General features: G+C 36.9%; 12 protein-coding genes and 2 pseudogenes. 6 read left to right on the top strand and 8 right to left on the bottom strand.

Translation table 11 applies throughout. The features are described 5' to 3' along the window. Nucleotides 1-1,114, top strand: a 1,114-nt coding sequence (locus H1P_RS16465; protein WP_222427085.1) for a response regulator, incomplete at its 5' end; no start/stop codon positions are given. Between the two features lie 281 nt (nucleotides 1,115-1,395). Here H1P_RS16465 and H1P_RS16460 read toward each other — a convergent pair. From H1P_RS16460 to H1P_RS16440, 5 genes and pseudogenes are all read right to left on the bottom strand, one after another. Then, nucleotides 1,396-2,073 carry an IS200/IS605 family element transposase accessory protein TnpB gene (locus H1P_RS16460; protein ID WP_144869261.1) on the bottom strand — a complete coding sequence of 226 codons (678 nt, stop codon included), beginning with the start codon at nucleotides 2,071-2,073 and terminating at the stop codon, nucleotides 1,396-1,398. Between the two features lie 164 nt (nucleotides 2,074-2,237). Further along, nucleotides 2,238-2,402: pseudogene (locus H1P_RS16455) on the bottom strand (MerR family DNA-binding transcriptional regulator); the annotation flags it as partial. A 152-nt stretch (nucleotides 2,403-2,554) separates the two neighbouring features. Next, nucleotides 2,555-4,081: a phenylacetate--CoA ligase family protein gene (locus H1P_RS16450; protein WP_144869258.1), complete on the bottom strand. Its 1,527-nt coding sequence runs from the start codon at nucleotides 4,079-4,081 to the stop codon at nucleotides 2,555-2,557. 45 nt (nucleotides 4,082-4,126) lie between these two features. Beyond that, a pseudogene (locus tag H1P_RS16445) lies at nucleotides 4,127-5,124 on the bottom strand (DnaJ C-terminal domain-containing protein). A 224-nt stretch (nucleotides 5,125-5,348) separates the two neighbouring features. After that, nucleotides 5,349-6,635, bottom strand: coding sequence for a glucose-1-phosphate adenylyltransferase (locus H1P_RS16440; RefSeq protein ID WP_144869280.1), 1,287 nt, complete (start codon nucleotides 6,633-6,635; stop codon nucleotides 5,349-5,351). 117 nt (nucleotides 6,636-6,752) lie between these two features. Here H1P_RS16440 and H1P_RS16435 point away from each other — a divergent pair, with 117 nt between their 5' ends. Both H1P_RS16435 and H1P_RS16430 read left to right on the top strand, forming a co-directional pair. After that, on the top strand, nucleotides 6,753-7,175 hold the full coding sequence (locus tag H1P_RS16435; protein WP_144869255.1) for a SufE family protein: 423 nt from the start codon (nucleotides 6,753-6,755) through the stop codon (nucleotides 7,173-7,175). A gap of 4 nt (nucleotides 7,176-7,179) precedes the next feature. After that, entirely contained in the window at nucleotides 7,180-7,782 is a 603-nt protein-coding gene (locus H1P_RS16430) for a hypothetical protein (protein WP_222427083.1), read from the top strand. Between the two features lie 90 nt (nucleotides 7,783-7,872). On the opposite strand, the gene H1P_RS16425 is transcribed toward H1P_RS16430, so the two are convergent. Beyond that, nucleotides 7,873-8,931 carry a TIGR03032 family protein gene (locus tag H1P_RS16425; protein WP_144869249.1) on the bottom strand — a complete coding sequence of 353 codons (1,059 nt, stop codon included), beginning with the start codon at nucleotides 8,929-8,931 and terminating at the stop codon, nucleotides 7,873-7,875. Between the two features lie 184 nt (nucleotides 8,932-9,115). Between H1P_RS16425 and cdd the strand changes: the two genes are divergently transcribed. The 3 genes from cdd to H1P_RS16410 all read left to right on the top strand — a co-directional run bounded on the left by cdd (nucleotide 9,116) and on the right by H1P_RS16410 (nucleotide 10,980). Further along, nucleotides 9,116-9,529 carry a cytidine deaminase gene (gene cdd / locus H1P_RS16420; protein WP_144869246.1) on the top strand — a complete coding sequence of 138 codons (414 nt, stop codon included), beginning with the start codon at nucleotides 9,116-9,118 and terminating at the stop codon, nucleotides 9,527-9,529. Between the two features lie 81 nt (nucleotides 9,530-9,610). Then, nucleotides 9,611-10,429: a carbon-nitrogen hydrolase family protein gene (locus tag H1P_RS16415; protein ID WP_144869243.1), complete on the top strand. Its 819-nt coding sequence runs from the start codon at nucleotides 9,611-9,613 to the stop codon at nucleotides 10,427-10,429. Between the two features lie 221 nt (nucleotides 10,430-10,650). Then, the gene (locus tag H1P_RS16410; protein ID WP_144869240.1) at nucleotides 10,651-10,980 is read left to right on the top strand and encodes a c-type cytochrome; all 330 of its coding nucleotides are present in this window, start codon (nucleotides 10,651-10,653) and stop codon (nucleotides 10,978-10,980) included. Between the two features lie 150 nt (nucleotides 10,981-11,130). On the opposite strand, the gene H1P_RS16405 is transcribed toward H1P_RS16410, so the two are convergent. Continuing rightward, the gene (locus tag H1P_RS16405) at nucleotides 11,131-11,667 is read right to left on the bottom strand and encodes a DOMON-like domain-containing protein (protein WP_246141741.1); all 537 of its coding nucleotides are present in this window, start codon (nucleotides 11,665-11,667) and stop codon (nucleotides 11,131-11,133) included. A 27-nt stretch (nucleotides 11,668-11,694) separates the two neighbouring features. Beyond that, the coding region (locus H1P_RS16400; protein WP_144869277.1) for a glycosyltransferase at nucleotides 11,695-12,761 on the bottom strand (1,067 nt) is incomplete at its 5' end.

Below are 12,761 nucleotides of genomic sequence, written 5' to 3'. Positions count from 1 at the left end.
GCAAAAAAAATTTAGTGGCAAAATAGCTCTCTTGTCACCAAGTAAAAATCAGTGGCAATTTTATTTTTTTGAAGGTAAACTAACTTGGATTGATGGGGGAGTTCATTCCAATAGAATTTGGCTAAGACACATTATTAAGTATTTTTCAGAGATTAATATCGATACCATGAAATTTAGTCCTGAAGAAAAATATCAGTGCCATCAATATCAAATTATCAAAACAATACTCCAAAAAAAACTTATCGATCGAGAACAAGCTCAAAAGATGATTGCTAGCAGAACTCAAGAAATTTTCTGTGATATTTTTTATGAAGAAAATCAAAGAAAGCTAGCAATTAAAATTATTCCAATGACTCCTCAACAATTATTAGCTGCTGGATTTGAACCTTCTCTAGTAATTACGAATATCAAAGAATTATTACAAGAGAGTCAACAAAGTTATGTTAGTTTTATTCAGCAAGGAGGTGTTAGTTTTTCTTTTAACTATGCACCATTTATTACTAACAAAGAAGCTCTCAAACATGAAGTACCACCTCATATTTATGAAAACTTTGTCCAATATTTTAATGGTCAAAATACAATAAAAAATGTAGCTTTCAAACTGGATAAAGATTTAACTAAACTAGCATTATCTATTATTCCCTATTTAAAAACGAACACTATTAAGTTAGGACAAATAGAAGATTTACCTTCTTATGTCACTGTAGATAAATACTTTTCTAACTCTCATCCTACTCAGGTAGCTGTTAAAAAAACAGCGATCGCCTGTATTGATGATAGTCCATTAATCTGTAAAATGATGAATACAATTGTTAATAAGGCAGGTCATCAATTTATTGGTATTAATGAGCCTTTACAAGCAATTCCTCAATTAATTCGAGCTAAACCAACCTTAATTTTTGTCGATTTGGCAATGCCAGTAATTAATGGTTATGAACTTTGTAATCAGATAAAAAAAATTTCTCAGCTAAAAGAAACTCCTGTTGTAATGTTGACAGGAAGAGACTTTATGGCAGAAAGAGTTAAAGCAAAGGTAATGGGGATTTCAGATTTTATTGGTAAACCTATTGTTGAAGAAAAAATTATGAACGCTATTGAAAAATATGCAAAATAAGGAGTCGCCGAGTTAGAAGCTCTCAGACCCCGCGTCTCATCAAGCAGGATAATATCTTCGATTATCTAATAGCAAACCTTAATGAAATGAGAGAAAATACTTTTTTGACTGTACGAGTTAATAATTTTTAGACTCTACCAATTCCCTGTACCCGACAACCCATGCTCTAAACCCTCACAAAACAGTTTAATTCTCTAAACTCAACCATGATTATTATAGTTAATCTACATCTTTAAATTCCCTTATAGCGCAACAAAAAATCTACTTAAACTAGGGTAAACTTATGCAGACGTAGCACCAAGCGCACTTGTGCTACTAAGGATTTCAGGAATAGAATTTTCTTTGCTTGATAACTTCCTTTTCTGCGAAGAACCCTGGTTATCAAGCTTGACCCCTACCCTAACTTTCATCTCAAAATAACTGTGCCTATAGCATCCCTTCAGTAATTTAGAAATACGCGCCCAATAAGTCCATACGTGCTTAGTTTCATCCACTGGCGAAACTAGGGCGTTGCAGACTCTAGGCAAACGCTCCGAAAGTCGAAGACTACGACGGGCTAATACTAGGCTTGCTGCTGTCCCACTATTTAACCCGTAAAGACTCATGAATTTAACCATGCCAATGAGTGAAGAGTAAGCAGGGTTTACTTCAATGACTTGTATCGCTGCTAGTTGTGCGCTGCTACGAACTAGCTCGACAAACTTAGAATAAGCGAAGCCTGACAACATCCTAGCGTAGCGTTTGGAGTGTTCTCTAAGTCTTGCTTTCTTGCTACTAAAATCTAGTTTCTCAATAACTACTGGACACTCTTCGGTGGTAGCTTTTTCTAGTATCTGAGCAAGAGCCAAACTTAATATATGAGCAGTTTGTCCAGAGGATTTGTTTTCTAGATTAATTGCTATTTGTCCTCTATCTTGGAGATTCCCTTCACTATCGCAATAAGCCCAGGCAATACTCATCTCATTCAAGTCGATGCCGATTGCGCCATTAGCTTTACTGGTAATGATGGGGATATCTGGTAGTTCTACATGGGTATGTAAATACCAACTATCATTTTTTCTTACAAACCTATGGGTTACAGGTTTCTCTGTACCATTGCGATATTGTTTCCCTCGCTTGTGTAAAGACCATCATCCTCTTTGTCTTTGAGGATATCAGTTAAATCATATCTTCTATGTCCTCCCTCTGTTCTGGTTGAGGTTATTTTTCCTTCTTTTTCCCAACGCCTCAAGGTGTCTGTAGACACCCCTAATAGATATGCTGCTTCCGATATACTTAACTTAGGCATAATGGATTTTAATGAACTATGCCTAAGTTTACTTAATTATTTGTTGTGCAGCACATAGCCGATCTTTTGCGATAGGCTAATGGTGTAATTCCCATGCAACTAATAGTAAATAACAAAGAGTCAACAGCAACAGACCACTAAAAATTAACAACCTATCTTGTATAACGATGTTTAACTCCTACAGGGAAATATTCTTGATTGCCAAATTCATACAGGGTAGTGTGAGGTAACTGATATTGAGGAGCAACATAATTTGCATACTCGCTATTGAGACGGATTAATTGAGTATAGATCGAAAATGCGATCGCATTTTTTAGTCCTTCACTGATGCTCAGTCCTGGTACTAATTCTACTGCAATATGAAACGATGAGTTTGCTTGTGGATCTTGCTTAATTTCCATCACAAACTTACCTGTTACCCAGTTTTGAATTCCTGGTTGTTCTAGTCCAACTTGAATATTTTCGGGATAAATATTTGCGCCGTAATAAGAAAGAATAAAATTAGAACGACCAAAAACATAAACAAAAGGTAAAGTGCGAATTCCCCGATTATTTTTCACTGATAATTCGGCAATCGGATCGAACCCCTTAGTTTTAAGGTATTGCAACATCTCCTCATAGCCAACGATCCCACCAGTGTCTGCAATGTGGTAGCGAATTAAGGGTATACCATTATCTCCTGAAAATAACAAAGTGCCATCTTGCACTTCAAAATAACGGCTCAAAGGGTCATACTGTAACAACGTAGGTAAACGAGATTGACCAAAAAATTCTTGAGTTGCATCGGGGTTATTAGCAAAAAAGCGACGAATACAAATACTCAAAGGGGTTTCATTCCCCAATACCCCCGCATCAGCCGTACCATAAAGAGAAGCCGAATCAAAACAGGAGTTAATTGAGCCAATTTTTTCCATAACTATGTTGCGCCACTCTTCGCTAAAGACTTCCCCCGCCATCACCAACTTAATATTGTATTGCTGCCAAAGAACTTCTTGCTCAATTCCTCGGTCGATGACATTTTTTAGAAAAGGAGGATATCCTAGCAAAACAACACGCTCAAACAGAGGTGCTAAATCTTCAATTACCCGTAAAATTTCCTTTAGGTTATTACCAGGAGTCACCACGGTAATTGGGTATCCTTTCGCAGCCAAATGACGACAGCAATTAGCCGTATACATCCCTCCAACCCAAGTTCCCATACTAAAGCAGACTACCGCTAAAGTATGACCTCGATCTGCTTGGAAACTATCGTAAAAAATCTGTTCAAAACGGGTAGCAACTTGGTATTCATCGCCGATAAAACGAGGCCAAAATGTTGATTTTCCCGTCGATCCTGAAGAAACTGCTATAAAATCACAGCTTTCGAGTTTTCCATCAAGACAAAGCTCATTTAAAGAGTATTTTTGAATATAGTTTTGTTTATTAGTTCGAGGAAGAGTTTGAAAATCAGCTATAGTAGAAAGCGATCTCGGATCGATCTGATGTTCTGCTAAAAAAGACTGATAAGCTGGTACATTTTGACTTATTTTTTGAAATAATTGAATAATTGCTTTTTCTGGGCTATTTTGTTGGCTTTGCTTTAACCGACTCTCCAAAGAAGTCTCTAAGAAGCTTCTCAAAGCATTTAGCGATCTCGAAGAAATCTGCTTCACGACGCGCTCTTGATTAGCTGAATTCATATAAAGAAAAGCTCTAATGTCTAATAAATCGGCAACAAAGCCACGTTATAGAGAAAATTTTCGTAGATTACTGCGAGGATTATACTTACGCTCCGAGCGAATTTTTTCGTAATATTCTCGTTCCTGAGAACTAATATCTTGCGGGATATCAATAGTAATTTGTACCAATTGATCGCTTCTTCCCCCTTTTGGTAAAGACCAACCTTTACCCCGTAATCTGAGAGTTTGACCGTTACGAATTCCTGGGGGTACTTTCACATTAACCATTCCATCAGGAGTGGGAACTTCAATCGATGCGCCTAAAACGGCTTCATCAGGAGTTATGGGGATTTCACAAGTTAAATTGTCGCCATCAAAGCGAAAAAATGGGTGAGATTGTAAATTCACCTTGAGATACAAATCTCCTTGTCTTTTACTGTAAGGATTGTATTGTCCCTTACCCCTAATACGAATTTTACTACCAGGCTTTGCTCCAGGGGGAATGCGAACCTCTACTATTTCATTATTCAAGCTTAGCCGTTTCGTTGTACCGCGAAAAGCTTCACCAAAGCTCAAAGTAATACTAGCTTCCCGATCTCCTCCAGGAGTAGAAGCACCGAAATTACTAAAACCTGTTCCAGAGGTTCTACTGTCATTAGCACTATTGTAAGAATAGCTACGAGAACCAGTACCGCTTCCTGGGGTGGAAAAGCGACCTAACAACTCATTAATAAACTCTTCAAAATTCCCATACTGACTAAAATCAAAACCACCAACATCAACTCCTTGAGGGCTTCCAGACCATCCTCCAGTCTGTCCAGCTTGTCCAGCTTGCTGCCAATATTTACCAAATTGGTCGTATTTGGCTCTTTTTTCCTTATCCCCTAGTACCTCATAAGCTTCACTAATTTCCTTAAATTTAGCTTCTGCTTTTTGATCTCCAGGGTTACGATCTGGATGGTATTTTAAAGCTAGCTTGCGAAATTTTTTTTTTTCTCCTACCACTAGCATTTTTTTTTGACTCCTAAAATTTCATAATAATCTTTGAAGTTCGCGGAAGGCATCGATGGCTATCTCCTCAAGGGTTTAGACTTGCTGACCGAACTTGTAATTAAAGTAAATCACTTCTCTTAAATGTACAGCTAGTATATAGAGTAGCAATAATGCTTTACAAAGTGGTTCGGTTTTCCGATTTTTCTCTTGATTTATTTTTTCCTTTGATGGAATAAAAAAAGAAGGGGAATCACTTCCTCTTCTCTCTTAGATAGAACCAATTAGTTTGATTGAACTAAATTACAGTGTCATCGACAATGGTTGTATTTTTGATGATCACTATAATGCCATTGCGGATATAGAAACCTTCATCTTCTCTTTGAGCGTCTTCTACTCGGTCTTTGTTAACGATCTGCACATTACGACCAATACGTGCATTTTTGTCAACAATAGCTTTACGAATAGTACTACCTTCTCCGATACCTACAGGAACACCGCCACTCTGTGAACCAGATTGTCTTTCAGCAAAAGGTTCGTAGAAATCCGACCCCATAATCAGGGTATCTTCGATGGTGCAGTGGGCTTCAATGCGAGTTCGTACTCCCAATACAGAATGGTTAACTCGGCATTCTTTAAGGATACAACCTTCACCAATCATAGATTCTGTTACCTGACAGTTTAATAGCTTAGTAGGCGGTAGATAACGAGAACGAGTGTAGATAGGAGCAGTTTCATCGTAAAAGCTAAATGCAGGTTGGGGCTGTTTAGTTAAAGCAAGATTAGCTTCATAAAAAGATTCAACTGTTCCGATATCTTCCCAATAACCTTTAAACAAGTAGGCTTGTACGTTATGGTTTTTCGCAGCAGCAGGAATAATTTCTTTACCAAAATCAGTTTGTCCTGTGGATTCTAATAAATCAACTAAAACTTCTTTTTTAAAGACATAAATTCCCATAGAAGCAATGTATGGGCTTTGAGTAGCTCTTTCTTTGCTTAAGCCTAAAATAGTAGTGTCTACCTGCATTTTTTTCAGAGCATCCCCTTTGGGCTTTTCATAAAAATCCACTACTCTACCTTGAGAGTCAATTTTCATCAAACCAAAGCTAGAGGCTCTTTTGTCATCAATAGGAACTACAGAAAGTGTGATATCTGCATTGGTTTCCCGATGACGCTTAATGAATTTGCTGTAGTCCATTCGATATAAGTGATCCCCAGAGAGTATAATGTACTCATCTACATCCCACTCTTTAATCAGTCTTATGTACTGACGGACGGCATCAGCTGTGCCTTGAAACCAGGTATCATTTTCTTTTGTTTGTTGTGCAGATAGCACTTCTACAAAACCTTCTCGAAACCCAGAAAAGTTATAGCTGCGGTTGAGATGGCGATTGAGAGATGCAGAATTAAATTGAGTTAAAACGTAAATTTTAAGAATCTCTGAATTAATACAGTTACTTATTGGAATATCGATTAGGCGATATTTACTACCTAAAGGAACTGCGGGTTTTGCCCTTAATTTAGTTAGAGGATATAAGCGCGTACCTGCGCCTCCTCCAAGAATAATAGCTAGTACTCGTTTCACCGAAAAAACCTCGCGATTGCCTTGACCTCTGACACAATCAAGTTTATCAGTCAATAGGGATCAGTATATGGGCAATTTGATAGAGTATATGTATTTGACACCTAGACTAAGTTGCTTATGTCCTCTGAAACTCTACTCCCTGCTAAATTAGCCAAAATTGTCGAGCGTTTTAAACGTCGTTCTAATCCCAAACAAAAGTACGAACAATTACTTTGGTATGCCAAAAAACTACCAGAAATGCCAGAATCAGGTAAAATTCCTGATAATAAAGTTAATGGTTGCGTTTCTCAGGTTTATATTACGGCTCAGTTAGACGAGGGTAAAGTTTTGTATCAAGGAGATTCTGATGCTCAGTTAGTTAAAGGGTTAGTCGCTTTTTTAATCGAGGGTTTAAATGAATTACCCCCAGAGGAAATTATTAAAGTGCAGCCTAATTTTATTGAAGAGACTGGGTTAAAAGTCAGTTTGACTCCTTCGAGAGCCAATGGTTTTTATAACATTTTCAAGATGATGCAAAAGAAAGCCTTGGAATTGGTTTAAATCTTTGACTAGTTACAACATGAATCCCCAACAAACTTTAGTCAAAATTGATGCTGCTATCTTCCTTAGCATATTTTTAAATTTGGCTTCTTGGCAACCTGCTGGAGCAGAATTGGTTAATACTTTTTCTTTTACTAATATTCATGGCAATATTGGCGGAACAGTTACGGGAAAGATTACTTTTGATAATCTCAACCCTGGAGATAATGCAACAGATGTAGCAGCAGACAGCGTAATAGTAGAAAGTATCTCACCAAGTTTGCCTGAATGGGAAGGAGTCGGTGGAATGGAGTTAAATAAAAATTTACTCGATTTGGATGATGTAAGTATTAAAGGAAACGTTTGGAATATCGTAAAAGGGGTAATTACAGGTGGATTTTTAGAAGCTCAGGTAGTTGTTGAGAAAGAGGAAAATACAATCCGTGAGACTGTTACAGTTGGTCAAGATGTTGAGGATTTTTTGGAAAAAGGGGAAGGATTTTGGGGAAGTTCTCTATCTATAGATTTGGGTAGAAATGGTGGAAGATTTAATTGGCAATTTTACGATATCCATGACGCGCCTTCTGGTACATTAATATTTTTAGAGTCATCAGAAGAGCATAAATAAACATCAATTTCCAGATTATTTTATTATATAACACTTCCGAGAGAGGTGCGATCGCATTTAATTGAACTTCTCAGTTCAAGAATTTTCTCACTATTCTTCAATGCTAATTACACGACGAATTTCATCTGATTTGATACCAATCGCCATTGGTCTTTTAATACCAGGAATTACTGCTACATCATAAAGTTCTTTAACTACTCCTTGGATACGTAACCAGTGAACAATATCCCCAGTATTTAAGTCAATTACCATTAAGCCACAACGGGGTTCTACTCCTTGCTGTTCTAGCTTTTCATTCATCGGTAAATCAGCAAAAGTTTTATTATCTCTTGATTGAGAAAGTCCTACAATGGCATAATTTCCACTAAAAGCACAGCCTCTAAGATATCCAGGGCAAAATGTAATTGGTTCAAAAGTTCCTGTTTTGGAATTAATAAAACCAAACTCTCCTTTTCCAGAATTTAAAACCCACAACTTATTTTGATACCATCGAGGAGAATGGGGCATTGATAAACCAGTAGCCAGAATTTTATTCGTTTCGATACTAATAACTATACCACCATTTTGTTTGCGATCGCGCCAACTATCTGTAATATCGGTTTGTCCCACAGCAGTAGCAAATCTAGCTTTACCATTTCTTACTGCTAAACCGTTAAGATGACAGCGATCTTCGGCTGCCAACTTAGAAATAAAAGGTGGTGTCCACAAAGGTTTAAAGCTATGGGTTGGACTTACCGTAGCTAAACAACTAAATAGAGTGTTCACAAATACCATTTGTCCTGATTTTTCGATGACTAGATCGTGGATATCTAAATCACCTGTAATATATGATATTTGAGGAACATAAAGAGCATCATAACCCTGGTGTAATTGTCCTGATTGCAGGATATTTTCAAATTGCCAAACTTGGTATAAAGAACTCAGATAAATTGTCGAATTATTAGTATATAAGCCCATACAACGGTCGAAACTACGTTCAAAAATCGATAATTTTCCGTTGGGCTGTAAACCAAGTAAAAATAATTTTCCTGCTTGATAAGTAGTAAAAGCTAAACTTAAATTCTGTTCTTGTAACCAAAAGTTAAATTGACGAGATGTCGAGATTTCTAAAGGAGATTTAGAAGCGTTATTGTTGACAACTTGATTCATAAACTAAAATTCATCAAAAATGCTAGTGTCACTACAAATTAAATTGAGCTATTTTAATAGCAAATTATTGTAAGCAAAAACTCCTAAACTAATTTTGTTCCTCGATCGAATCAAATAAAAATTATTATGGCATTAAATAAATCAATACTAATTAAAATAAGTTTACCCTTGCCCAATTTTAACAATGAAAAATCAAACATCGATCCCCCAGAAACAAATAGATATCTTAGTAGAAGCAGCCCAAAAAGCATTAACTAAAGCCTATGCACCCTATTCCCAATTTCAAGTAGGTGCAGCAGTGTTGACAAAACAGGGTCAGATTTTTACTGGCTGTAATGTCGAAAATGTTTCTTATGGTCTAAGTATTTGTGCGGAAAGAAATGCGATCGCTGCTGCGGTGGCGATAGAAGGAGGAGATACAATAGAAGTAGTAGCGATTGCGATTGCTAATAACCGTCAAATTCTCTGTTCTCCTTGTGGTGCTTGTCGTCAAGTAATTCAAGAATTAGGGCAAAAAGCAACTGTAATCTTTCAAGATCGAGCAGGTTGGCAAGCTACTTCTATTGAAAACCTGTTACCTCAAGGATTTTCTTTTTAACAGCAATTTTACTTACGAAATTCAGCAGAGAAAGCTATATTTTATATAAGCTAATTGCACACAAAAATATTTTGGTACGTGATGAAATCATATCTTGCTGCTGCTATTCAAATGACCAGTAAACCCGATCTCCACAAAAATCTCATCGAGGCGGAAGAGCTTATCGAACTAGCGGTACGTCAAGGTGCAGAATTGGTCTGTTTACCCGAAAATTTTGCGTTTCTAGGTAAAGAAGACGATAAAATTGCCCAAGCAGCCGAAATCGCCCAGAAAACAGCGAAGTTTCTCAAAACGATGGCGCAACGCTTCCAAATTAATCTTTTGGGTGGTGGTTATCCCGTGCCAGTACCAGAAGATAGTACTAAAGCATACAATACTTGTGTCTTAGTAGATCCCAATGGGAAGGAATTAGCTTGCTATCAGAAGGTTCATCTTTTTGATGTCAATGTTCCTGACGGTAATACCTATTGTGAATCCAGTACGGTAATGGCTGGTGAGAGTTTACCAGGAATTTATCATTCAGACACTTTAGGAAACCTCGGTTTATCTATTTGTTACGATGTGCGCTTCCCCGAATTGTATCGTCATCTTTCTTATAAAGGGGCAAATGTCTTATTTATTCCTGCTGCTTTCACGGCTTATACAGGAAAAGATCATTGGCAGATACTATTACAAGCTAGAGCCATTGAAAATACTTGCTATGTAATTGCTCCTGCTCAAACAGGAAATCACTACGAAAGACGTTATACTCATGGTCATGCCATGATTATCGATCCTTGGGGAACAATCATTGCTGACGCTGGAGAAAAGCCAGGTGTAGCAGTAGCAGAAATTAATCCTGAGCGTTTATTACAAGTACGTCAACAAATGCCTTCACTGCAACATCGAGTATTTGTTTAAATTTGTTATACCAAATCCGAATTACATACCCAGTTCATAGATGAAACCGTTAAACCTTGTAGAGACGTATCATGATACGTCTCTACACTGAATATTTATTAGGGTTTTCTGAATCGGATTTAGTATTGGTTGTTAGTGGTTAGATACGCGATAGATAAGTGGCGTACAATGGCTAATTGTTAGCTGTTGGTTGCTTTGGCTTGAATTAACTGATAATAGATATGTTGAAAAATATTTTTTGTGTTTTTTTAATTGCGATCGCTTTATTCTTAGTAAACACTAGCCCAGTATTAGCAGATATTCAAGGAGAACAAATCTTTACTGCTAATTGTGCTGGTTGTCACCCTAAAGGAGGCAATATTATTAGAAGGGGTAAAAATCTCAAGGCTAGGGCTTTAAAACGGAATCAGCTAGATTCTCAAGATGCAATAGTCTCTTTAGTTACTAATGGCAAAGGTATTATGTCAGCTTATGGCGATCGCTTAACTGCCGAAGAGATTGCAGCAGTCTCTAATTATGTCTTAGAACAAGCAGCAAATAATTGGCGTTAAATCATCGAGCATTGAGCAATATTTTGACAACTAACTACTGTACAGAAGCGACGGGGCGTACAAGCTTTTGAGGAGACCTCAAAAGACAGCCCCTCATATATCGCGTCTCTAACTACTAGCTACCTTTTCCCGAAATCATTCAACAACCCACTAAATACTAATAAAACTGTCTCGGCGATGAAAGTCGGCTTGCGTACCTGGATGAGTTATTGCCCAATAGCTTAAATTGTGGTTAGTATCTTCGATAACTGTGGTGACAGCAAGCTCTAGAGGAGTGTTTCCTGCAATAATTGGTTTAAGGCTTATTTGTGTCTCCATTTGGTAGGTTGAGTTACTAGTCATAACCTGAAATGGCAAATTCTCAAACGCTTTTTCTACTCTCATTCCGCGACGATACTTACTAAAACGATACATATTCCAATTCCCTGTGGGAGCGAGATTAAATTCCCAGTATTGAGGAGAATTAAATATAGCCAGAAAAAACTCAAAACAAGTAGTTTGCCACAGATTATCCTGACGATTTACTCGATTATTAGCTGCGGGTAAAATGATTTGGGATAAATCACCTTGTAAGAGATAATTAATTTTAAGCTGTTGATTACTGCGAGAAATAGTCGTAATAATTTCAATATTGGGGATAGATTTATTGGCGAGAAAAGGCTTCAAATAAATAATGCGATCGCTCATTATCTGGAATTTGATTAATAAGTTTTTTTAACTAAGTTTTGCTAAATCTACTGTTACATAACTAAGAATCTTTTCTAACCTACTTTCCCAAGAAAATTGACGAGCAAATTCTAATTGTTCTGGGTAGCCATTTTCTTTTCTCGGATACTTAGTTAAAGTCGCTTCCAAACATTTTACGTAAGCATCTACGCTATCAGTTTTACACCAACCAGCAATTATATTTTGCGTCTGAAATTCTTTTAAAGGAGAAATTTTTGTAGCAACAATAGGTACTCCTGAAGCTAAATACTCAAAGAATTTTAAAGGAGAGGTAAAAGTAGAAGCTGCACCAGAAAGATGAGGATGAGCTAAGATATCCGCAGACTGTAATAGGCTAGGTAATGATTCATGTTGAATGTAACCCAAGAAAGCAACATTATCTAATTGTTTGGCTGCTACTTTCTGTCGATAACTTTTTAGTTGTTCTGGTTTTCCTCCTGCAAAAGCAAATTGAATTTGGGGTAAGTTTTGAGCTACATCTAATAATAAATCGACTCCTTTAAAACCATATAAACCCCCTGAATAGACTACTAACTTGTTTCTTTCTGGAGTTAAAAGTTTTTCGCGCCATTGGGCTGCTGCTTCGGAATATCTAGTTAAAAAAGTGCTATTAAAACTGAGAGGTAGCTTGACAATTTTCTCTGGAGGTATTCCCATAGCAATCATGTTATCTTTTACGGAATCTGCTACAGTAATAGCTACTTGAAATAAAGAACTATTAACAATTTCAGGATCGTATTTATTATATTGATTGTGTTCCCGTTCGTAGATTACGGGAATTCCCGATCTAATGGCGACTTTAACTAAATTCCAATCTAAAGTGTGTAAAACTTTTGTCTGAGGGAAAATATATTTAGGGAAATAATATTTACAGATATAAGTACTGTAATTAGTCCATTTATTTCCTCCTGCGCTAAGAGGATAGGGCATAGACAAAGAAATAGTTTTAAGCTGCTCTCCTATTTGGTAATACTTAACTAATTCTGCTGAGGGTTTTTCTGGTTTAAAAGGATTAATCCAGTCCAGAGGATTTAAGGATTGTTGATTTTTTTTTA

Source organism: Hyella patelloides LEGE 07179 (genome assembly GCF_900659865.1).
Taxonomy (GTDB): Bacteria; Cyanobacteriota; Cyanobacteriia; order Cyanobacteriales; family Xenococcaceae; genus Hyella; species Hyella patelloides.
The sequence above is the reverse complement of the archived record's forward strand: the minus strand, read 5'-3'. Positions and strand labels throughout refer to the sequence as shown.